This window comes from Brevundimonas sp. KH_025 (assembly GCF_057839885.1).
In genome coordinates this window covers 522,265-543,535 of record NZ_CM174501.1, presented here as the reverse complement: position 1 = coordinate 543,535, position 21,271 = coordinate 522,265, and the positions used below count along the sequence as shown (strand labels likewise).

The 21,271-nt window shown below is 70.3% G+C and carries 25 protein-coding genes; 18 read left to right on the top strand and 7 right to left on the bottom strand.

Annotation, left to right across the window (positions count from 1 at the left end; translation table 11 throughout):
• Nucleotides 1–73: 73 nt before the first annotated feature.
• From AC3IS2_RS02725 to AC3IS2_RS02715, 3 genes are read left to right on the top strand one after another with little or no spacing between them, the layout of a single operon-like run.
• Nucleotides 74–1,774, top strand: coding sequence for a sensor histidine kinase (locus tag AC3IS2_RS02725; protein WP_489199144.1), 1,701 nt, complete (start codon nt 74–76; stop codon nt 1,772–1,774).
• A gap of 48 nt (nt 1,775–1,822) precedes the next feature.
• Nucleotides 1,823–2,074: a hypothetical protein gene (locus tag AC3IS2_RS02720; protein ID WP_489199143.1), complete on the top strand. Its 252-nt coding sequence runs from the start codon at nt 1,823–1,825 to the stop codon at nt 2,072–2,074.
• Nucleotides 2,075–2,111: 37 nt separating this feature from the next.
• Nucleotides 2,112–2,678 carry a hypothetical protein gene (locus tag AC3IS2_RS02715; RefSeq protein ID WP_489199142.1) on the top strand — a complete coding sequence of 189 codons (567 nt, stop codon included), beginning with the start codon at nt 2,112–2,114 and terminating at the stop codon, nt 2,676–2,678.
• A gap of 138 nt (nt 2,679–2,816) precedes the next feature.
• On the opposite strand, the gene AC3IS2_RS02710 is transcribed toward AC3IS2_RS02715, so the two are convergent.
• Nucleotides 2,817–3,656: a hypothetical protein gene (locus AC3IS2_RS02710; protein WP_489199141.1), complete on the bottom strand. Its 840-nt coding sequence runs from the start codon at nt 3,654–3,656 to the stop codon at nt 2,817–2,819.
• Between the two features lie 92 nt (nt 3,657–3,748).
• Here AC3IS2_RS02710 and AC3IS2_RS02705 point away from each other — a divergent pair, with 92 nt between their 5' ends.
• The 8 genes from AC3IS2_RS02705 (at nt 3,749) to AC3IS2_RS02670 (ending at nt 9,922) form a co-directional block, all read left to right on the top strand.
• Entirely contained in the window at nt 3,749–4,081 is a 333-nt protein-coding gene (locus tag AC3IS2_RS02705) for a DUF1491 family protein (RefSeq protein ID WP_489199140.1), read from the top strand.
• A gap of 273 nt (nt 4,082–4,354) precedes the next feature.
• Entirely contained in the window at nt 4,355–4,735 is a 381-nt protein-coding gene (locus AC3IS2_RS02700) for a hypothetical protein (protein ID WP_489199138.1), read from the top strand.
• A 119-nt stretch (nt 4,736–4,854) separates the two neighbouring features.
• On the top strand, nt 4,855–6,369 hold the full coding sequence (locus AC3IS2_RS02695; RefSeq protein WP_489199137.1) for a tetratricopeptide repeat protein: 1,515 nt from the start codon (nt 4,855–4,857) through the stop codon (nt 6,367–6,369).
• A gap of 77 nt (nt 6,370–6,446) precedes the next feature.
• Nucleotides 6,447–6,833 carry a YciI family protein gene (locus AC3IS2_RS02690; protein WP_489199136.1) on the top strand — a complete coding sequence of 129 codons (387 nt, stop codon included), beginning with the start codon at nt 6,447–6,449 and terminating at the stop codon, nt 6,831–6,833.
• Nucleotides 6,830–8,065: an RNA polymerase sigma factor gene (locus tag AC3IS2_RS02685; protein WP_489199135.1), complete on the top strand. Its 1,236-nt coding sequence runs from the start codon at nt 6,830–6,832 to the stop codon at nt 8,063–8,065. Before AC3IS2_RS02690 ends, AC3IS2_RS02685 begins: the two co-directional genes overlap by 4 nt.
• Nucleotides 8,066–8,267: 202 nt before the next feature.
• Nucleotides 8,268–8,696, top strand: a complete 429-nt coding sequence (locus tag AC3IS2_RS02680) for a VOC family protein (RefSeq protein WP_489199134.1) — start codon at nt 8,268–8,270, stop codon at nt 8,694–8,696.
• Nucleotides 8,697–8,815: 119 nt separating this feature from the next.
• Entirely contained in the window at nt 8,816–9,484 is a 669-nt protein-coding gene (locus AC3IS2_RS02675; RefSeq protein WP_489199133.1) for a DUF998 domain-containing protein, read from the top strand.
• A 45-nt stretch (nt 9,485–9,529) separates the two neighbouring features.
• Nucleotides 9,530–9,922 carry a VOC family protein gene (locus tag AC3IS2_RS02670; RefSeq protein WP_489199132.1) on the top strand — a complete coding sequence of 131 codons (393 nt, stop codon included), beginning with the start codon at nt 9,530–9,532 and terminating at the stop codon, nt 9,920–9,922.
• 120 nt (nt 9,923–10,042) lie between these two features.
• On the opposite strand, the gene AC3IS2_RS02665 is transcribed toward AC3IS2_RS02670, so the two are convergent.
• Nucleotides 10,043–10,180: a hypothetical protein gene (locus tag AC3IS2_RS02665; protein ID WP_489199131.1), complete on the bottom strand. Its 138-nt coding sequence runs from the start codon at nt 10,178–10,180 to the stop codon at nt 10,043–10,045.
• Nucleotides 10,181–10,325: 145 nt separating this feature from the next.
• On the opposite strand from AC3IS2_RS02665, the gene AC3IS2_RS02660 reads away from it, so the two are divergent.
• Nucleotides 10,326–11,984 carry a peptide chain release factor 3 gene (locus AC3IS2_RS02660; RefSeq protein ID WP_489199130.1) on the top strand — a complete coding sequence of 553 codons (1,659 nt, stop codon included), beginning with the start codon at nt 10,326–10,328 and terminating at the stop codon, nt 11,982–11,984.
• Here AC3IS2_RS02660 and AC3IS2_RS02655 read toward each other — a convergent pair whose 3' ends face one another.
• Nucleotides 11,985–13,139: a Fic family protein gene (locus tag AC3IS2_RS02655; protein ID WP_489199129.1), complete on the bottom strand. Its 1,155-nt coding sequence runs from the start codon at nt 13,137–13,139 to the stop codon at nt 11,985–11,987.
• Nucleotides 13,140–13,326: 187 nt separating this feature from the next.
• Entirely contained in the window at nt 13,327–13,929 is a 603-nt protein-coding gene (gene yczE, locus AC3IS2_RS02650; RefSeq protein WP_489199128.1) for a membrane protein YczE, read from the bottom strand.
• A 66-nt stretch (nt 13,930–13,995) separates the two neighbouring features.
• Here yczE and yczR point away from each other — a divergent pair, with 66 nt between their 5' ends.
• A complete protein-coding gene (gene yczR, locus AC3IS2_RS02645; RefSeq protein ID WP_489199127.1) occupies nt 13,996–15,447 on the top strand; it encodes a MocR-like transcription factor YczR in 1,452 nt (483 codons plus the stop codon).
• Here yczR and AC3IS2_RS02640 read toward each other — a convergent pair.
• Nucleotides 15,444–16,592 carry an MFS transporter gene (locus AC3IS2_RS02640; protein WP_489199126.1) on the bottom strand — a complete coding sequence of 383 codons (1,149 nt, stop codon included), beginning with the start codon at nt 16,590–16,592 and terminating at the stop codon, nt 15,444–15,446. The two genes, yczR and AC3IS2_RS02640, sit on opposite strands and share 4 nt — an antisense overlap.
• Before the next feature lie 53 nt (nt 16,593–16,645).
• Here AC3IS2_RS02640 and AC3IS2_RS02635 point away from each other — a divergent pair, with 53 nt between their 5' ends.
• The 5 genes from AC3IS2_RS02635 (at nt 16,646) to AC3IS2_RS02615 (ending at nt 20,433) form a co-directional block, all read left to right on the top strand.
• A complete protein-coding gene (locus AC3IS2_RS02635) occupies nt 16,646–17,560 on the top strand; it encodes a LysR family transcriptional regulator (protein ID WP_489199125.1) in 915 nt (304 codons plus the stop codon).
• Between the two features lie 98 nt (nt 17,561–17,658).
• Complete coding sequence (locus AC3IS2_RS02630) at nt 17,659–18,000, top strand: hypothetical protein (RefSeq protein WP_489199124.1); 342 nt, start codon at nt 17,659–17,661, stop codon at nt 17,998–18,000.
• 146 nt (nt 18,001–18,146) lie between these two features.
• The gene (locus AC3IS2_RS02625) at nt 18,147–19,397 is read left to right on the top strand and encodes a hypothetical protein (RefSeq protein WP_489199123.1); all 1,251 of its coding nucleotides are present in this window, start codon (nt 18,147–18,149) and stop codon (nt 19,395–19,397) included.
• Between the two features lie 256 nt (nt 19,398–19,653).
• Complete coding sequence (gene grxD / locus AC3IS2_RS02620) at nt 19,654–20,001, top strand: Grx4 family monothiol glutaredoxin (protein WP_489199122.1); 348 nt, start codon at nt 19,654–19,656, stop codon at nt 19,999–20,001.
• A gap of 6 nt (nt 20,002–20,007) precedes the next feature.
• Nucleotides 20,008–20,433 (top strand): thioesterase family protein, encoded by a 426-nt coding sequence (locus AC3IS2_RS02615; RefSeq protein ID WP_489199121.1) that lies wholly within the window; start codon nt 20,008–20,010, stop codon nt 20,431–20,433.
• 243 nt (nt 20,434–20,676) lie between these two features.
• Here AC3IS2_RS02615 and AC3IS2_RS02610 read toward each other — a convergent pair whose 3' ends face one another.
• Together AC3IS2_RS02610 and AC3IS2_RS02605 are read right to left on the bottom strand one after the other, a co-directional pair.
• Complete coding sequence (locus AC3IS2_RS02610) at nt 20,677–21,060, bottom strand: hypothetical protein (protein ID WP_489199120.1); 384 nt, start codon at nt 21,058–21,060, stop codon at nt 20,677–20,679.
• A complete protein-coding gene (locus AC3IS2_RS02605; RefSeq protein WP_489199119.1) occupies nt 21,060–21,188 on the bottom strand; it encodes a hypothetical protein in 129 nt (42 codons plus the stop codon). The genes AC3IS2_RS02610 and AC3IS2_RS02605 overlap by 1 nt, the downstream gene beginning before the upstream one ends.
• Nucleotides 21,189–21,271: the final 83 nt, after the last annotated feature.

Here is a 21,271-nt window from a genome sequence, read left to right as displayed (position 1 = left end):
GCGAGCGGCCTAGGGCGCGGGGCCGTCAGGGACTAGACTGGGGCGGAATGAATCAGTCGCGCAAGGCCCCGGATTGAACCCAGCCGCCGCCCCGTCCCGCCCGACCGAACCCCTCGCCGACGACGCGCGGGGCGGACCGGCGCTGGCCGCCTGGCACGCGGGCTGGGCCGCGGCGGTCGGGCTGACCGCCCTGGGGGCCGCCTGGCTGGGCGGTCCGACCCAGGGGCTGGACGCGCCTGCAGCCCTGACCCCCGCGACTTTGGCAATGGCCACGCCGGGCCTTTTGGGCCTGATCCTGCTGGGCCGCGACGGGCGGGCGGTGCGCGCCGCCCTGCTGGCGGCCTGGTCGCTGGCGGCGATCGCGGCGGCGGGCCTGTCGGGCGGGCTGACCGGCCCCTTGGGCGGCTTCGTCTTCATGCCCCTGGCCGCCGCCGTCGCCCTGGGGGAGACGCGGCTGGCTCCGTTCGGCGCCTTGGGCGCGGCTCTGGCGGTGCTGGCGGGACTGGCCTCGGCCCGGCTGAACGGCGCGCCCGACGTCTCGCCGGTCATGGCCGCGGTTTCGGCCCTGCTGACGGCCGGCGCCGCCGCCCTCGCCTTCCGCCTCAGCGCCACGCGACAGGCCCGCCGCGCCGCCGCCGTCGAGGGCGCCGTGAGCCAGGTCGAGACGGTGCTGGCCGGTCAGCCGGGTCTGACCCTGGTGCTGGACGCCTCGGGCGCGGCCCTGGCGGCCTATGGCGCGGCGCCCGCCGCCCTGCCGGTCGATCCCCTGTTCGAGGACGGGCTGGTCGCCGCCGTCCACGCGCCCGACCGCCCCGCCGTCCAGGCCGCCCTGGCCAAGGCCCGCGCGGGCGGCGAGGTGCAGGTGCGCTTCGCCCCGCGTCTGGCGCTGGACCGCCGCATCCTGCTGGTGCTGCGCCGCCTGGACACGAACGAGCCGCCGCGCCTGATCGCCCTGGCCCTGGACGCCACCTTGGCGCACGCCCGCGAGGCGGGGCTGGAGGCCGCCCGCGCCGAGGCCGAGGCCCAGAACGCCGGCAAGTCGCGCTTCCTGGCCAATATGAGCCACGAACTGCGCACCCCGCTGAACGCCGTGCTCGGCTTCTCCGACATCATGCGCCAGCGCCTGTTCGGCCCCGTGCCCGACCGCTACGCCGACTACGCCCAGTCGATCCATGAGGCGGGCGGCCACCTGCTGGACCTGATCAACGACGTGCTGGACGTCAGCCGCATCGAGGCCGCCCGCTACGACCTGACGATCGAACGCTTCGACGTGCGCGAGGTGGTGTCGGCCGCCCTGGCCCTGGTCCGGGTGCAGGCCGACGACAAGGGCGTCGATCTGGCCGCCGTCCTGCCGCCCGAGGCCGTGATCGTCGCCGCCGACCGTCGCGCCCTGAAGCAGATCACGCTGAACCTCCTGTCCAACGCGGTGAAGTTCACTCCGGCGGGCGGGTCGGTCACGGTCCGCGCCGAAGCCCTGGGGGCCGATCTGGAACTGACCGTGGCCGACACCGGCCTGGGCGTCGCACCCGAGGATCTGGCCCGCCTGGGCCGCCCGTTCGAACAGGCCGGCGGCGTCGAGCAAAGGGCGCAGGGCACGGGCCTGGGCCTGTCTCTGGTCCGCTCGCTGGCCGAACTGCACCACGGAGCCATGAGCATCGACAGCACCCTGGGCGAAGGCACGGCCGTCACCGTGCGCCTGCCGGTCGTGGTCGCCGCGACGCGCGAGCCGGTCGCGGGCGAGGCCCAGGTCATCCCACTGAACCGCAGCGCCTAGGCGCCCTGCTGCCTTGCCGCCCTCTGCGCCGCGCCCTATGACATACCCATGATCAATCAGATCTTTCTTCTCGGCGTCGGCCCGGCCCTCTTGGTGCGTCCGCAATGGTTCGCTGGGATGTCCGAAGCACGCCGTCGGCGTCGGCTGGCCGCCCTGAACGCCGGGGCGGCGGAGGAATTCTTCGAGGAGAAGCGCGCGCTGGAAACCTACCCGGCGCGCCGGTCGGGCCTGAACCTGACGCGGCTGCTGGGCGGCCTGATGGTCCTGACCATGCTGGCGCTTCTGCTGCTGCCGTCCTGATCGGCGCTACGACCACCCCCTGTCTTGAGGCCTGTCCATGATCGCCCTGCTTTTCGCCGCCATGGTCGCGACCACCCCCGTTGCTGGCGAACCTCAGCCCCTAGGCGCCTGCGTCTGGTCGCGCCTGCCCGCCGCCGATCAGGCGCAGATCCTGACCGCCTATGGGCGCGGCATGACCTCGGGGATGAACGCCCTGAACCACCGAGACCTGAAGGTGATGGCCGCCGCGCCGGAGTGCGCGGGCCGCGCTGACCTGCCCGCCATGTGGGTGCGTTCCGCCGTGGCCGCTCACGTCATCCAGACCGGCGCCGCGGCGACCATCCTGTCCGAGAAGGGCCTGGACCGCGCGCGGCTGGACGCGGCGTGGGATGCGGCGCCGGTCGAGGCCCGCAACTGCACCCTGGCCAACGCCGCCAAGGTGTTCGGCATCGACGGGCCTGCCTGCAACGACCGACGCGCGCCGACAGCCTTCACCGAAAACCTGGGCCTCGATCGTTCGGCGCGCGCCGACCGCAAGGCGTGGGATCAGGCGCTCATCTACATGAACGCCAAGGCCCAGGAGCAGATCGCCCTGACCCTGATCGCCCGCGCGCCCCGGTCCTGAAGCCGCAAACCCCCGCCGCTTGCGCGACGGGGGCCTATCCGCTGGCTGCGGATATGGACTGACGGGACCTTTAAAACGTCAGCCCGAAGATAGAATCCGGCCCCGCCGCGTCGGGTTCCAAACCGCGCGGGTCGGCGCCTAGATGGCCCCCATGGCCAGGAAGGCGCGACCGGCGGCGAAGTCGCCGGCCTCGAAGCGGGCCGAAGCGACGCTGTTGTCGCGGAACAGGAATTCGATGACGAAGGTCTCGCGCGGGTCCAGCTGGGCGATGGCGTCGGCGGCTTCGGCCGGGAAGATCCAGGCCTCGCCCTGGCGCGCGCCGTCGGTCAGCAGGGTCGGCGCAGCGGCGTGGAACCAGCCGGCGAAGAAGGCGCTGCGCACCGATTCGGGCGGCAGACCGCCGCCGGTCAGCCAGATGCGCGGGGCTTTCTCGCGATCGCGCAGCACCAGCCGCGCCGCATAGGGTCGGGGCCGTCCGACGAAGGAGACCACAGCCGTCGGCACCGTCGTCTTTGGTCCGGTCCCCACCAGTCCGAAGCGCACAGGCGAGCCGCCGGTCGCGCTGTCCTGCACCAGCCGCCAGCCGGTCGCTTCGCCTTCATAGCGGTCGCCGCGCCAGGCGGAACGGTCGCCGGGGAAACTCATCCGGGCCGCGCGCGACCAGCCGGCGAAGCCCGCCTGGACCCGCGCCCGCACCCGGCTCAGGTCGCCGTCGTCGCAAGGCGTGCGTGACGCCTTGGACTGCGCCCGCGCCGCCGCCGCCGACAGATCGGCCGCCGGCGTTCCCGCCCGCAGGGCCGCGCCGCGCGCCTGCAGCGCCGCCGCGTCCAGCGCCGCGATCAGCTTCGGCTCGAACAGGTCGCACTTCTGATGCGCCGCCAGCATGAAGACGCGGTCGTAGAAGGCGTCGGTCACGGCCGCGCGCGCCGCCCCGACCGGCATGCCCAGCGTCATCGCGGCCAGCGTCGCGGCCAGCATTCTGCTGGCGGATCGGGGGGAAAAGCCTATCCTCATGACCCCGACTTTAGGACCGCATGGTTCCGGTCCCGTGTCCAAGCAGGGTTAGCGAATTGCTTCTATCCACAGACGTCTGGGCGGGCGCCCTGATCCGCCGCGCCGAACTGGAAGGCGCCTACGCCACCGTGGTCAAGAAGGGCGACGCGCGCGGCGGGGCCGTGATCGTCAAGGCCTACAACACCGCCGACCGCACGGCCCGCCTCTATACCGAGGCGACCGGCCAGGACGGCGAACCCCTGTGGATCCAACCCGTCGTCAGCGAGATGGAGAGCGAGCTGGACGCCTATATCGAGCGCCAGCGCCGCTACGACCCCGACCTCTGGGTCGTCGAGATCGAGGACCGCCAGGGCCGGCACTTCCTGACGGAGAAGGTGCAGGCGGGGTGAAGGCGTCTCTCCCTCCCCGTTCGGGAGGGTGGCTGACGCGTAGCGTCAGACGGGTGGGGGCGCTTCGGCAAATCAAGCGCCGCACCCTGCATCGCCAGGCCGTCCCCACCCGGTCGCTGCGCGACCACCCTCCCCCAAGTGGGAGGGAGAGGCCGCCCAATCGGGCCATCATCCCTAACCGCGCGTTCACCGCGTTCGTGAACGGGACCGCAAGCGAGACGGTCGTAAACCGGTCTCATCGGGCCAGAAGGGCCTGCAAGCGGTGGACGGCCCATGCTGTTTCTCTTGAACGACGTCGTGTTTGATCTGGACGAGGCCTGCCCGGCCCCGAGCCATGACGTGCGGCGTTTCGAGAAGCTGGACTTCGACTATGTGCTGGAGATGGGCTGCGACCTGTTCGCCGAGGACCCGATGCTGCACCGGAACGATCCGGCCCGCGCCCGGCGTCTGGCCTGGCTGATCGCGCACAAGACCGAGGGCGTCAACGCCGCCCTGTTCGCCGCCCCCGACGCCGGGTGCGCGCCCGAACTGGTCGAGCCGCGCTTCTGCGCCCTGCCGGACATGATCATGCGCCAGCTTCAGTCGCGCGCCGCCCATGGCCGCCTGAGCGCCGTCGCCGCCGACAAGGCCGTCTGGGGACGTATGGCGGCCTGACGCCGCCACCCCTTCCCTGAAACAACAACGTTCGCTATCCCTGAGCGACCTCGCCATCAGGGACCATCGACGTGCGCCTTTTCAATCGCTTATTGCAAAGCTTGCGCCGGGGCGCGGCCGTGGCGGCCCTGTCCGTCGTCGCCGCGACCGCGGCCGGGATCGCCCCCGCCCACGCCGACTGGCTCAAGGCCGAGAGCGAGCGCTTCATCGTCTACAGCGACGGCGGCGAGGGCAAGCTGCGCGAGTTCGTGCAGGAACTGGAAGCCTATGACCGCTTCTTGCGCCTGCGCATGGGGCTGAACGCCGATGAAGCCCCGCCGCGCAAGCTGCCGATCTATCTGGTCGGCACGCGACGCGGCCTGACCCAGGTGCGGCCCGACCTGCCCGAGAACGTGGCCGGCTTCTACATGGCCACCGACGAGGACATCTTCGGCATCGCCCTGCGCGACCGGACCGTGGACACGCTGAAGCACGAGTACGCGCACCACTTCATGATGCAGAACTTCTCCTATCCCTATCCGGGATGGTTCGTGGAGGGGTTCGCCGAATACTACGCCACGGTCGAGATCGAGAAGTCCCGCATCCTGGTCGGCAAATACAACGAGAACCGCGCCTTCTGGCTTCAGGCGGCGTCGTGGATGCCGATGGCGGAGCTTTTGTCCAAGCGCCCGCTGCAGAAGGCGCGCAACCGCGAGACCTACTATCCCCTGGCCTGGCTGCTGACCCACTGGTTCCTGGGCGACGCCGACCGGCAGAAGACGCTGGATGTCTATCTGCGCGACGTCGGCGCGGGCGGCGACCCGGTCGAGGCGATGGAACGGGCGACCGGCCTGACCCCGATCGAACTGCAACGCACCCTGCGCCGCTACATGAACGGACGCATCCCCTATCAGGGCGTAAGCCTGGCCTACCCGCCCGTGCCGATCACGGTGACGAGCCTGCCGCGCTCGGCCGACGACCTGCTGCTGCTGAACCAGCGGCTCAAGGTGGGCGTCCCCGACGACAAGCGCGCCGCCACCGCCGAGGAGGTGCGCCGCGCCGCCGCCCGCCACCCCGACGATCCCCTGGCCCTGCTGGCCCTGGGCCACGCCGAACTGCATTTCGGCGACCCCGCCGCCGCCGAGGCGCCCCTGCAACGCCTGCTGGCGCTGGAGCCGAACAACGTCGAGGCCCTGCAATACCTGGTCCGCGCCCGCATGAAGGCGGCCGACGACGCCGACACCCCGGAAGACGCCGACCGTCTGAGGACCGAGGCCCGCGGCTTCCTGCACCGCGCCTATCGCGCCGACGACGCTGACTACGCCACCCTGCTGCTGGTGGCCGAAAACCGGAACGGCGGCGAGGGTTATCCCAACGACAACGACGTGGCGGTGCTGGAGCAGGCCTTCGCCCTGGCCCCGCAACTGGGCGAGGCGCGTTTCAGTCTGGCCCAGGTGCTGATGATGAAGGACCGCAAAGAGGAGGCCGTCGTCCTGCTGGAGCCCCTGGTCAACGATCCGCACCGACCCTCGCCGGCCGCACGCGAGCTGCTGCTGCGCGCCAAGGGGATCAGCGAGGCCGAGGCCGACGCCGAGGAGGCCGAACTGGTGAAGAAGGGCGAGGCCGAGGGCCAGGATCAACCGACCGGAAACTGACGGCGACGGTTTTTCTTCCCGCCGTCGTCGGCTGCGGCCATGCTGCTTCGTCGTCACGATGAACGAGGGAGATCGCCGTGCTCTACGCCGTGCTTTGCTATGACCGCGAGGACGTGGTCGGGGCCTGGTCCAAGGAAGAGGACGAGGCCGTCATGGCGCGTCTGGGGGCCGTGCAGCAGCGTCTGGCCGATCAGGGCCGGATGGGGCCGGTGGCGCGCCTGCTGCCGACCACCGCCGCCACCACGATCCGCAAGGGCAAGGAGGCCATGATTCTGGACGGCCCCTTCGCCGAGACCAAGGAACAGCTGCTCGGCTTCTATCTGATCGAGTGCGAGGATCTGGACGCGGCGGTCGCCGCCGCCCAGGAATTGGCCCAGGCCTCGGGTTCGCCCGGCGCCTTTGAGCTGCGGCCCGTCGGCCTCTTCCACGACTGGAAGGCCCAGCCGGTTCTGGAACCCGCGTGACCGACCTCGGCTGGATCGACGCGGCCCTGGTCGCCGCCCGGCCGCGGGCGGTGGGCGCCCTGCTGCGCTACTTCCGCGACCTCGATCTGGCCGAGGAGGCCTATCAGGACGCCTGTCTGAAGGCGCTGAAGACCTGGCCGGACAAAGGCCCGCCGCGCGATCCCGCCGCCTGGCTGATCTTCGTGGGCCGGAACGTCGGTGTCGACGGGGTGCGGCGGCGGGCCAAACAGACGCCCCTGCCTGACGAGGACCATCTGTCCGACCTCGACGACGCGGAGACGCCGCTGGCCGAACAGATCGACGCGGCGGATTATCGCGACGACGTGCTGCGGCTCTTGTTCACCTGCTGCCACCCGGACCTGCCGGCGACGCAGCAGATCGCGCTCGCCCTGCGCATCGTTTCGGGCCTGTCGGTGCGCCAGATCGCGCGGGCCTTTCTGGTCGGCGAGGCGGCGATGGAGCAGCGCATCACCCGCGCCAAGAGCCGGATCGCCGCCGCCGGCATCCCGTTCGAGACGCCCGGCCCCATCGAGCGGGCCGAGCGCGTCGGCGTGGTCGCGGCCATGGTCTATCTGGTCTTCAACGAGGGCTATACCGACCCCAACGTCGAGGGCGACCGGGCGGGCCTGACGGAAGAAGCCATCCGCCTGGGCCGGCTGCTGCTGCGGCTGTTCCCCTCCGAGCCGGAGATCATGGGCCTGACCGCCCTGATGCTGTTGCAGCACGCCCGCACGGGCGCCCGCTTTGACGCCGACGGCGCCGCCGTCCTGCTGGACGATCAGGACCGGACCAAGTGGGACCCGAAGCTGGTGCAGGAGGGTCTGGCCCTGATGGACAAGGCCCTGCGCCACCGCCGCCCCGGGCCGTATCAGGTCCAGGGCGCCGTCGCCGCCCTGCACGCCCGCGCCGCGACCGCCGCCGAGACCGACTGGGCCTCGATCGAGCGGCTGTATGCGACGCTGGAGGCGATGCAGCCCTCGCCGGTCGTCACCCTGAACCGGGCGGTGGCGGTGATGAAGGCGCGCGGGCCGGAGGCGGCGCTGGCCATGGTCGAACCGCTCGGCGAGCGGCTGGACGCCTACTTCTATTTCCACGGCCTGCGCGGCGCCCTGCTGAAGCAGCTGGACCGACCCAAGGAGGCCCGCCACGCCTTCGACCGCGCCGTGTCCCTGGCCAACACCCCCGCCGAGGCCGCCCATATCCGCAACGAGATCGAGGCGCTGGGGGCGTGACCGCCTCAACCGTCATCCCGGCCGGAGCCTCGCGGCGCGAGGCGCAGAGCCGGGACCGCCCAGGGCGCGGCGTTTCCTGCGGTCCCGGATAGCGGCTGCGCCGCTTCCGGGATGACGGCGAAAAAAGTAGCCGCCCCATGTCGGACCGCCACGATCCCATTCGTCCTACGGTCGTTCAACAACCTGACCCAGGAAGACACCTATGACCGAGACCCTGACCGCCGCCCCCCAGGTCGAGACCAAGATCGAGACCAAGGGCGGGCTGACCCCCTACCTCCAGCTCAGCAACGCCGCCGAGGCCGCCGCCTTCTATGAGAAGGCCTTCGGCGCCAAGACCGTCTTCGCCCATCCGCAGGACGAGAAGGGCCGGACCATGCACGTCCACCTGCACGTCAACGGCTCGTCGCTGATGCTGTCCGACGCCTTCCCCGAGCACGGCCATCCGCATCAGGCGCCCCAGGGCTACAACCTGACGCTTCAGGTCGACGACGCCGACGCCTGGGCCAAGCGGGCGCTGGCCGCCGGCTGCACCGAGGTCCTGCCGGTCCAGGACATGTTCTGGGGCGACCGCTACGGCCAGTTGACCGACCCCTACGGCGTGCTGTGGGCCGTCAACCAGCCGCGGGGCTGAGCCGAGCCTGGCGCAGGATCGTCTGACCGACCCCGCCCCGGCTCTCTGCCAGGGGCGGGATGATCGGCGCCTTAGCACCATCGCAACTCCACGCCCTTGAGCGCTTACAGGACATCGACATGACGCATGAGCCCGTTGCAAACCCCACGCCCGCCCTATTGGCCGCAGGCCTGCTGGCGGGGCCGGTCTTCCTGGCGGCCCCGTCCGTCGAGATCTTCACGCGGACCGGTTTCGACCTGAACCGCCACGCGATCAGCATGCTGACCCTCGGGGAAGGCGGCTGGCGGATGATCGCGACCTTCGTGGCGACGGGGATTCTGACGACCCTTTTCGCAGTCGGGGTCCGCAGGGCGCGCGGATCCGGCCGGGGCGGGACCTGGGGCCCGTTGCTGATTGGCGTGTTCGGGCTGGGCCATGTGGCGGCTGGCGTGTTCACGCCCGATCCGGCCATGGGCTTTCCCCAGGGCGCGCCGGAGGGCATGCCCGCCGTGATGAGCGCGCACGCCATGATCCACGGCATCGCCTTCCTGACGACCTATGTCGCGCTGATCAGCCTGTGCTTCGTCTTCGCCCGAAGCTTCGCACTGCGAGGCGAGCGCCCCCTGGCCGCCTATTTCGCCGCCTCGGGCCTGGCCGTCCCCGCCCTGGTCGCCGTCGGCATGGGCGGCGTCGTTCCGCCGGGGATCGCCTTCTATGTCGCGGGCGCGCTCGCCTGGCTGGCGATCTTCGTCCTGGCCGCCCGGCTGCGGCGCGGCGCGCAAAAATCCGACGCTCCGGCTTTCGCCTGACCCCCGCCGACGCCACACTCAAGCCGAACACCTGGAACCGCGACCATGATCATCAAGGGCATCGACCACGTCGTCATCCGCACCCTCGACCTAGAGGCGATGATCGACTTCTACTGCAATGTCCTGGGCTGCACGGTGGAGCGGCGGCAGGAGGAGATCGGCCTGATCCAGCTGCGCGCGGGATCGGCGCTGATCGACCTGGTGCCGGTCGGGGGCAGGCTGGGGCGGATGGGCGGCCGTCCGCCCGGGCTTGAGGGCCGCAACATGGACCATCTGTGCCTGGCCGTGCGCGACTTCGACATCGACGTGGTGCGCGCCGAGCTGCAAGGCCACGGCGTCGCCCTCGGGGCCGAGGGGCTGAGATACGGCGCGTCAGGCGAGGCGGTGTCGCTCTATCTGAACGACCCCGACGGCAACGCGATCGAGCTGCGCGGCTAGAGCGAAATCGGTTCAGATGCGATCGCATCTGAACCCAGATCTTCGCTCCAGCATCAATCTGGAGCCTGATTCACGGCGTCGGTGGAATCGCGAAGCGATTTCACCTCAACCGATCAGGCTCTAGAGGAAGCCGAACAGGATATGCACCGCCGTCGCCGCCAGGGCGATGAGGGCGAAGCCGGCCAGAAGACAGATTGCAGGGTGGGGTTCCCGTTCGCTGCGCGCGGGCGGGACCTTGCCCGGAAGCACCAGAGCCATGTCGTTTCCTTTCCCTTGCGGCGTCGATCTCATGGACCGGCGTCTCACAGAAACGAGCATGCCTCTAAAAGCCCCGCTTCGCGAAGGGTCTTTCACGGCATCGTGACAATCGACTTTTGGGCCCGCTCGCGCTACCTGCCGCCCCATGTCGAAACTCACGCTCGCCGAAGAGGCCGGTCGCCGCCGGACCTTCGCCATCATCGCTCACCCCGACGCCGGCAAGACGACGCTGACCGAGCATATCCTGCTGGCCGGCGGGGCCATTCGCGCGGCGGGCGCCGTGCGGGCGCGCGGCGAGAACCGGCGGACGCAATCCGACTGGATGAAGATCGAGAAGGAACGGGGCATCTCGGTCTCGGCCTCGGTCATGACCTTCGAGCACACCACGGCTGATGGTGTGGCCAAGATGTTCAACCTGCTGGACACGCCGGGCCACGAAGACTTCTCGGAAGACACCTATCGCACCCTGACCGCCGCCGACTGCGCCATCATGGTGCTGGACGCCGCCAAGGGCATCGAGCCGCAGACGCTGAAGCTGTTCGAGGTCTGCCGCCTGCGCGACATTCCGATCATCACCTTCATCAACAAGCTGGACCGCGAAGCCCAGGACCCGATGGCCCTGCTGGACGAGATCGCGTCCCGCCTGCAACTGGACCCCGCCCCGATCTGGTGGCCCGCGGAGAGCGGAAACCGCCTGCGCGGCATGGTCGAAATGGGTACCGGCAAGTTCCAGCCCTACACCAAGAAGCCCGCCGGCGCGGCCGAGGACCCCGGCCACCCCGAGGCTCTGCCTCTGGCCGACGCCGCCCAGTATTTTGAGGCCGGCGAGCATGAGGCCCTGATGGAGGCCCAGGAACTGGTCGAGGCCGGCTACCCGACCTTCAACCGTCAGTCCTTCCTGGAAGGCCATATGACGCCGGTGCTGTGGGGCTCGGCGCTCCGCCACTTCGGCATCGACGAGCTGCTGGCCGCCATCGGCGAATGGGCCCCGCCGCCCAAGGTCATGCCCGCCCGCAAGGAAGCCCCGCCCGAGACCCGCAACGCCCCGGCCCCGGTCGAGATCGCGGTCGAGCCCGGCCACAACGAAGTCACCGGCTTCGTCTTCAAGGTCCAGGCCAACATGGACCCCAATCACCGCGACCGCATCGCCATGTTCCGCATGGCCTCGGGCAGCTTCAAGCGCGGCATGAAGCTGAAGGTGCAGAACACCGGCAAGCAGCTGTCGGTGAACGCCCCCATCATGTTCTTCGCCTCGGACCGTGAACTGGCCGAGGACGCCTATGCCGGCGACGTCATCGGCATCCCCAACCACGGCGTGCTGCGCGTCGGCGACAGCCTGTCGGAAAGCGGCATGATCCGCTTCGCCGGCCTGCCCAACTTCGCCCCGGAAATCCTGCAGCGCGTCCGCGTCAAGGACCCGCTGAAGGCCAAGCACCTGAAGAAGGCGCTGGAGGGTCTGGCCGAGGAAGGCGTGACCCAGCTGTTCCGCCCCGAACTGGGCTCGGACTTCATCGTCGGCGCCGTCGGCCAGCTGCAGTTCGAGGTCATGGCCGACCGCCTGGGCGAGGAATACAACCTCGACGTCGTGTTCGAGCCGAGCCCTTACGCCGAGGCCCGCTGGATCGCCCCCACGGCGGACGGGACCAAGGCCGATCTCGAAGACTTCGCCGGCAAGTACCGCCCGCAGATGGCCGTCGACATCGACCAGGCCCCCGTCTTCCTGGCCAAGTCCAGCTGGGAAACCGGCTACGTCTCCGAACGCTTCCCCAAGATCGCCTTCACCAAGACCAAGGAACGGGGCTGATCAGATGTCGCGGAACAGAGCGAGATAGCGTTCATAGACGAACAGTCTGTGTCGCTTCTGCCCCGTAATCTCACGAAGAATTCCAAGCCGCTCCATCTCGGCCACGATATTGTTGGCGTTGACGAAGCTTACACCCAAGGTTTCAGCGGCTTGATTCACGTCCAGATGGGGGTCCTGAAAGAGTCCCTCTAACAAGGTCAGCGCCTTGCCGACTCTCGCCCCCATAGCGCCCACCACGGCGTCGCGATGCTCTTCTCTTAACGCCAGGATGTTGCGCACTGTGCGGGCGGCATCCTGTGCGGCCTCGGTGACGCACTCCAGAAAGAAGACGAGCCAGGGCTCCCACTCGCCACGATCCCTGACCGCCTGAAGCCGCTCGTAGTATTCCTGCCGTCGCTTCTTCAGCGCCAAGGAAACATAGAGCACCGGCTTGCTGAGCACCTCATTCTCGCAGAGCAGGAAGGTGATCAGCAGTCGTCCCAGACGCCCGTTCCCATCCACGAAAGGATGGATGGTTTCAAACTGGGCGTGCGCCAGGCCGACGCGGATCAGCAAGGCCAGATCGCTGGGCGCATGCAGAAAACGCTCCAGAGCGGCCACGTGCTCCGCCACTGTTTCAGGCGGGGGCGGCACGAAGACGGCATCGGCCAAGGTCGCATTCTGCGGACCGATCCAGTTCTGGGTGGTTCGAAACTCGCCCGGCGTCGCATGCCCGCCCCTTACGTCCTGCATCAGGCGCGCATGAATTTCGCGGAGCAGGCGCGACGACAAGGGCAGCGTCTTGAGTCGCTCGATCCCTGCATTGAGGGCGGCGACATAGTTGATGACTTCGTTGACGTCCCCAACCGGCCGTTCGCCCGAGAAACGGGCCTCGGCTGCGACCAGATCGTCCATCGACGCTTGAGTGCCTTCGATCTGACTCGACAGCACAGCCTCGCGCCGGACGTACATGGCGGTGAACAATTCCGGATGCGGCAGCGTGGCGACGGCTCCGTCGAGGCGACCTAGAGCCACATCCGCCTTGCTGAGCGCGGCAGCCATTGCCCCTGAAACATCAAGAGTCGATGGCGGCAAGGCCTCCGGAATGAAGGCGCGATAGCCGCGCAACTGGCGGACATATCGTCCCGCGCGATTGGCTTGCGGCTCACCGCTCATGTTTTCCGTCCGGCGAATACGTTCAACGATCAGGCATCATACTATTCAATCTGTTTAATATGACCAGCGCGATGCGCCGTAATTGTCCATTAGGAAAACAGCAGGCATCGCCATCAAACGCAATAAAGCCAGCGCCACGATTGGCGCTGGCCTCAGCCTTGTCGCAGCCCGATTACGCCAGCCAACGTCAGACCGACGCCGCCTGGCTGACCTCGCGCTTGGGGGCGATCTCGAACCAGGGCATGAAGCGCTGGATCAGGGGACCGTTGGCCAGGGCGTAGAGGACGGTGCTGACGCCAGCCACGCCGCCCAGCAGCCAGCCGCCGCCCAGCACCGCGACCTCGATCGCCGTCCGCGCCCAGCCGATGCGCCAGCCGGTGATCCGCACCAGGCCGGTGGTCAGGCCGTCGCGCGGCCCAGGGCCGAGGCCGGCGCCGATATAGGCCGCCGTCGCCGCGCCGTTCAGTACGATGGCCGCCAGCAGGAAGGCGATCCTCAGCGCCAGTCCCTCGATCGGCGGCAAGGCCCACAGCGCCGCGTCCGCCGCCGTGCCGATGACCAGGACGTTGCAGATCGTCCCGACGCCCGGCTTCTGGCGCAGTGGGATCCAGATCAGCAGCACCAGAGCCCCGACCAGATTGACGATCAGACCCAGGCTGAGGCCCGTCAGTTCCGACAGGCCCTGATGCAGGACGCTCCACGGATTGAGGCCGAGATCGGCGCGGACCATCAGGGCCAGGGACGCGCCATAGAGCAGAAGACCGAGTTGAAGCTGGATGAAGCGACGCATGAACATGGGGCCATAGAGCCGATAACTGGCCTTGTTTTATAGAGCCGCTTTGGCGAGGGTGGCCCTATGCGCGACATCCTCGTCAACCCCGCCTCTCTGTCGCGTCAGCTGAACGGCTGGCGCGGGCCGGAGGGCGAGCCGGCCTATCGCCGCCTGTCCGAGGCGCTGAAGCTGATGATCCTGGACGGGCGGCTGTCGCTGAACGCGCGCCTGCCGGGCGAGCGGCGCCTGGCCGAGACCCTGGGCGTCAGCCGCATCACCGTCAGCGCCGCCCTGGACCGGCTGCGGGCCGACGGCTTCGTGGTCAGCCGGACGGGTTCGGGCAGCGTCACCGCCCTGCCCGCCAGCGCCGCCTCGCGGCCGGTGCGGCTGGACGGACCGATGCAGGGCGCCGACACGCCCGGCGTCATCGACATGGCCACCGCCTCCATGCCCGCCGACGAACAGGTCCACGCCGCCTACGCCCGGGCGCTGGAGGCCCTGCCCGCCCACCTGCCGGGCCGGGGCTATGAGCCGGTGGGGATCGAGGCCCTGCGCCGCGTCGTCGCCGACCGCTACGCCGCCGAGGGTCTGGCCACCGCCGCCGATCAGATCGTGGTCACGGCCGGCGCCCTGGGGGCGCTGGCCATTCTGCTGCGGGCGACGACGCGGCCCGGCGACCGGGTGGTGGTCGAACATCCCGGCTATCCTCACGCCCTGGACGCCCTGGTCCAGGCGGGCCTCAGCCTGACGCCGGTCGCCATGACGCCCCAGGGCTGGGACATGGACGGGATGCTGGCCGCCGTCGCCCGCGTCCGGCCCCGGCTGATCTATCTGATCGGGGCGCACCAGAACCCGACCGGCCACGTCCTGTCGGCGGACGACGAGGCGGCGATCGCGGCGGCGGCGGCCCGCGTCGGCGCCCTGCTGGTGCTGGACGACACCCTGCGCGAGCTGTGGTTCGACCGCCCGCCGCCGCCGCCCGTCGACCACGGCCCGCACGTGGTCAGGCTGGGCTCGACCAGCAAGCCCTACTGGGGCGGTCTGAGGGTCGGCTGGCTGCGCGCGCATGAGGCCGTGGTCGACGCGGTGGTGCGCAGCCGCCCGTCGCTGGATCTTGGCGTGCCGGTCATGGAGCAGTTGGCCGCCGCCGTCCTGCTGAGCGGCGATCCCGCGCCGCTGGCCGCGCGTCGCCGCATCGTGGCGCGGCAGGAGGCCCACCTGCGCGCCCGTCTGGCCGAGGCCCTGCCGGAGTGGCAGACGCGCCGCCCCGAAGGCGGCCTGTCTTTGTGGGTCGAACTGCCCCGGCCCGACAGCACGCGGCTGGCCCTGGCCGCGCCGGACCACGGGGTGCGGATCGCGCCCGGCGTGCGGTTCGGGATCAACGGCGCCTATGAGCGCTTCCTGCGCCTGCCCTTCAGCCGCAACGAGGCCGATCTGGATCGCGCGGTCGAAGGGCTGGCGGCCGCCTGGAACACGCTGGACCGCCGCGCGCCGCGCAAGGCGATCAGGCGCGCCGACGCCGAGCCGGTGCTCTAGGCCCGCCTTTCCAGCCCGAAGGTCATGGCGAACATCAGGACGCAGACGAGGCTGGAGCCCAGCAGGGCCAGCCCCGCCGAACGGTCCAGCACCATGCCGTAGCTGAGCGGCGCCGCCGCCTGAAGGAAGCGCGCGGGGGTCAAGATCAGGGCCTGGCGCGTGGCGTAGTTCTCCTTGCCGAACAGGTGCAGAGGCAGGACGCCCGAGGCCACCGACAGCAGGCCGTTGCCCGCCCCCTGACCCAGGGCAACCGCGCCCGCCAGCCCCTTGCCGCCGAGATACGCGACCGCCGCGCCGAGCGGGTGCAGCAGGGTGGCCAGCCTCAGCACCGCGACCGGCGAACCCTGGCCGGGTGCCAGGAAGGCCAGCAGCCGCACTGCGACCGCCGCCCCCGCCATCAGGCTGGCCGCGCCCGCCGCCTGGGCCGGCTCCAGCCCCAGCCGTCCCAGCAGGCGCGGCAGGTGGGCGCTCATCGCCGTGGCGATCCACCAGGCTCCGCCGAACAGCACCGCCAGCCGGATCATTCGCCCGTCCCAGCGCACCCGCCCTGCCTCGGCCGGGGGACGCGGCCCGGCCCGCTCGTCCGGCAGCAGGGTCAGATAGAGGGGCAGACAGACCAGCAGATGCAGCCCCGCCCAACCGAAACAGGCCCCGCGCCAGCCGACGACCTCAATCATGGCCAGGGTCATGGGCCAGCCCAGCGCCCCGCCGAAGGCCCCGATCAGGGATGTCGCCGTGATCGGCTTTTTCGCCGCCTCGCCGTGGATGGCGACCAGAACCGCGAAGGCCGGGCCGTAGAAGCCGACCCCCATGCCGATCCCCAGCGTCAGGATCGACGCGACCATGCTGACCGGCCCCCGGGACAGTCCCAGCCCCGCCAGACCGAGCGCAAAGACGACGGAGGCGACGGCCAGCACCTCGCGCCCGCCGCGCCGGTCGACCCAGCGTCCGCCGAAAGGACTGAGCGCCGCCGAGATCAGAAAGGCCCCCGACAGCCCCGCGAACACCAGCGACGGCGTGGTCCCCGTCCCCGCCGCCAGCGGGTCGGCCAGCACCCCCAGCAGGTAGTAGCTGGAGGCGAAGGCCACGATCAGGCCGAAGCCGAGGACGGGAACGATCAGGCGGTTCTTGGAGGAGGACGACATGGGCCGGTGTCGCCGCATTGCCGTCGGGGGGAAAGCGACCTATCGGGAAGGCTATGTTCGAAAACCTCACAACCTCCGGCGCCCTGCCCTCGCTGAACGCCTTGCGCGCCTTCGAGGCCATGGCGCGGACCGGCAGCGCCACCCTGGCCGGGGCCGAGCTGAACGTGACCCACAGCGCCGTCAGCCGTCAGGTCAAGGCGCTGGAGGCCCAGATGGGGGTGCGGCTGTTCGAGGGGCCGCGCCACGCCCTGAGCCTGACCCCGGCGGGCCGTGACCTGCTGCCCGGCCTGACCAGCGCGTTTGACGGCATCGCCGCCGCCGTGGCCAGCGCGCGGGGCGAGGGCCAGGATCTGCACGTCGCCGTCAACGCCAGCCTGTCGGTCAAATGGCTGATCCCGCGCCTGGCGGACTTCAACCGCGCCCATCCCGAGGTGCGGGTCCATCTGGTCGAACTGGCGCCCCATGCGGTCAGCCATCGCGGCGCCGACGTCGTGCTGCGGCTGCTGGATCCCGAGCGCATCAAGGCCCTGAACGCCGAGGTCGTCATCGCCAACGCCGTCGGCCCGGTCATCGCGCCGTCCCTGGTTCGGGCGCTGTCGGGCCTTGATCCGCGCGCAGCGGTGCTGACCGCGCCGCGCCTTGTGGCCCGCACCCACCTGAGCGGGTGGAAGGACTGGTCGGCGCTCAGCGGCCAGGCCTCGACCGCTGCGTCCGAGCGCCCCGTCGCCCATCTGCACTTCGTTCTGGACGCGGCCCTGTCGGGCTGGGGCGCGGCGGTCCTGCCCTGGGCCCTGGCGGCCGAGGCGGTGCAGGACGGCCGGCTGCTGGCCCCGTTCGGCTTTCAGACGGATGGCGGCGCGGTCTCGGCCATCCCCGGGGCGGGCGAGCCGTCGCGGGCGCGGCGCGCCTTTGTCCGCTGGCTGGTCGATCAGGGCCGCGCCACGCCGTCGGCGCCGGATGCAACCTGAAGCTTGGCTGAACATGTCTTTCATCCGTCACGCGGCCGTGGTTCTCTAGGAAGCATGCGGCGCCGGTTCATCATCGTCGGGGCGCCGTGGAGTCCTTGATGTTCATCGCTGTCGTCACAGCCGCGCTTGCGGTTCTGGGTCCGCCCCAGACGACCCGGCTCGTCTCCTATAACGAGGCGGTGCGGTGCGCCGGGCTGACGCAGGCGGCGTCCGAGCTGGAGGGCGGCGAAAGCCGCTACGGTCGGACCCTCTATGACGCGGCCCTCTACTGGTCGCTGGCGGCCATGCAGGCGGCGACCGCCGCCGGACGCGACCCGACCCTGGCCGAGAACGACCAGACCCGCGCCCGCGTGGATTCGGTGAAACGCCTGTCGGGGGGCGAGGCCGACGCCCGCGCCGTGCTGCAACGCTGCCGCAAGATGACGCCGCGCCTGGGGTGAGCCCCCTCCCCGCGGAATGGGGAGGAAAGGTCCGCCCCGATTTTTCACAAATATAGTGAAGTCGAACCCATCCGGCGGCGCTGCGTTTGCTTGTGCGTCTGCAGGATCGCCCTCGCGATCCCGAAGCGGGACGACGAAGGTCTGGAATGTTCGAATTCGGCAGGGATCTGCGACGGTTGTTCGAGAAGGCGCGTGACAGCGACGATCTCGGCTGGCTGGAGTTGATCGGCGTCGGTCTGGTCGAGGTCGAGGCCCGGCAACAGACGGTCGACGCCGGCCGCGTCTCCTGCCCCCGGCCCTTCGACGCGGCGCTGCGGGCCTCGGCCCTGTGGCGCGAGCACGCCCGCCGCTGCGGCGCCGCCCTGTCGTTGGAGAAGGCCGAAGCCGCCGCCCGCGACGCCGCCCGCCGCGCCCACAACGACGACCAGGCCATCCGCGCCGCCCTGGAACTGGTCCAGACCACCATGCTGGCCTTCGACCTGTGCGGCGGCCCCGACCGGATCGAGGCGGGGCTGGCCCTGCTGCAGGCCCTGCCGGCGGCGCGCCGCGGCGACACGGCCGGCGCGGTCGCCGCCCTGGAGGCCCGTCTGCACGCGCGGCTGGCCCTGATCGCGGGCGAGACCGCCGCCCTGCTGGACGCCTGCGCCCGCCTGGACGCCGCCCTGCACGGGCTGAGGGGATCGCACCGCACGCTGGAGGACGAACTTCGGCTGGACCGCGCCGCCCTGTCGCTGGAAGCGGGTCTGGCGGCGCGCGACCCGCGCCGGCTGGATCAGGCGGGCCGCGATCTGCGCGATCTGGTCGAGGCGGCCACGCCCGAGCAGCGCCCCCTGAGCCGCGCCCGCGCCCTTGCCCTGTGCGCGGCGGGCATGGCGGCGCTGGCGGCCATCGCCGACGACGTTCTGGCGCGCGACCAGGCCCACGCCCTGTTCGACGCCGCCGCCGACCAGTTCACCCCCGACCACAGCCCGCTGGACTGGGCCGCCATCCAGGTGCTGCGCGCCGAGCGCGAGACCCTGCCCCTGCTGGTCCTGGTCCAGGCCGAGGCCCTGACCGAGGGCGGCGGCCTGGTTCTGGGCGCCCAGGCCCACGAGCGGCGCGTGGCCCAGGAGACCGCCCGCGCCGGGTCCGTCGGCGACCTGTCGGCCTTGCTGGAGATTGAATCCGGCCTGCGCCGCCGCCTGGGCCGCCCCTCGGTCGCCGCCACCCCGCTGGACTGGGCCGCCGACCAGATCGGCATGGCCGGCGTCGCCCTGGCCCGCGCCCGCTGGACCGGCCAGACGCCGCGCGAACTGGGGCTGATGCTGGTCGAGGCCGCCGCCACCGCCCGCGAATACGGCGCCCCGGCCCTGGCCCAGCGCGCCGAGCGCCTGGCGCCGAAGACGGAAGCGGCGTGAGCTGAGCGACTGCTTTCCTCCCCATTCCATGGGGAGGCGGCGCGGAGCCGCAGGCGACGAGACGGAGGGGGCGGCGCCGCCGCTGGCCTCATCTGCGCTCCCATATCCGGGGTCGAGTCGCCCCCTCCACCACTGCGTGGTCCCCCTCCCCATAGAATGGGAAGGAAAGGCATGGTGTCGCCCCGGCCTTGACCCGGCCCCATTGGGCGCCTAGCTGACGGGCTTCGCTGAAAGGCCCCTTACCGTGACCGATCAAATGACCGCTGACGCCGCCGACCCCGTCCACGCCTTCATCGCCGCCACCGTGGCCGAGCATGACGTGGTCCTGTTCATGAAGGGCACGCCGGATTCGCCGCGCTGCGGCTTCTCCTCGCTGGCGGTGCAGATCCTCGACCACGTGGGCGCGGCCTTCGTCGGCGTCGACGTGCTTCAGGACGAAGCCCTGCGCGACGGCATCAAGGCCTTCACCGACTGGCCGACCATCCCCCAGCTCTATGTGAAGGGCGAATTCGTCGGCGGTTCGGACATCGTGCGCGAGATGTTCCAGGCCGGCGAGCTTCAGGCCCTGATGGTCGAGAAGGGCGTCGCCCTCGGCGAAGCCTAAGCCCGGATGGCCCGGCCGCAACTGACCCCGCGCGAAGACCGCGAGGTCTTCGTCGTCCCCCTGGACGTGCGGCCGGAGCACATCGACGAGAACAACCACGTCAACAACGTCGTCTATGTCGGCTGGCTGCAGGACGTCGGCACGGCCCACTGGAACGCGCGCTTCGACGAGGAGACGCGCGCCAAATGGTCCTGGGTCGCCCTGCGTCACGAGATCGACTACCTGCGCGGCATCGAGCCGGGCGCGACCGGCGTCGTCGCCCGCACCTGGGTCGGCGACCCGCAGGGGCCGCGCTTCAACCGCTATGTCCGCATCGAGGACGGCGAAGGCCGCCTGTGCGCGCAAGGGGTGTCGGAATGGTGCCTGGTCGAGGCCAAGAGCCTGCGGCCCAGCCGCATCCCGGCGGAGATGCTGGGGCCGTTTTCGGCGTAAAGCTTACCCTTCTCCCCTTGAGGAGAGGCTGATCAGTCAGGAGCGCCACCCCAGAATCCGCTCATCCCGGCGAAGGCCGGGATCCAGATTGTAAGGCGCGCTGCTGACAGTGGGTGACGCAATAGCGCCATTTGAAGCCAGCGCCTTCGTCATATGATCTGGATCCCGGCCTTCGCCGGGATGAGCGGAGTAATACTTCGCGCTCCCCCTCCCCACGAAGCAGGGAGGAAAGAGCTGCGCTTCTTACAAGCTGATCGGGTTCAGCACCCGGACCGGCTGGCCGGCTTCCAGGCCCAGTTCGGCGTAGGTCCAGCTGACGGTCACGCCTTCGCGGACCAGAGCCTTGCACAGGTCGGGCGCGCGGCGGGTCAGGGTCAGTTCAGCCGGGTCGCCGTCCTTGATCTTGACCTCGAAGCCGGAGGCTTCGGTGCAGCCGTTCGAGCCGACCACGACGTTCAGCTTCTGGCCGTCGAAATCGACCTTGCGGACGGCTTCCAGGGTTTCGGTCTCGGCGGCGACACGGTCCGACATGACCGAGATCTTCTCCCCGTCCTCGTTCGAATAGATGACGCAACCGCCCAGCAGCGGCAGCAGGGCGACAGCGGCGAGCGCGGGGAGAAGACGCATCAGCCGGCCTCGGCGGGGGCCGAGTGGATGACGCGGGTGGTCGGCTTTTCGCTGGCGATGATGATGCAGCCCGACAGCATGGGCGCGGCGACGGCGGCGACGGCGAGAGCGATGATGAGACGGCGCATAGGTGTTCCCCTTAGTTGGCTGACCACAAACTGCCAGCGTCACCGTTCGGGATCACGTGAATAATCGGAAAGGCGCCGCCTGG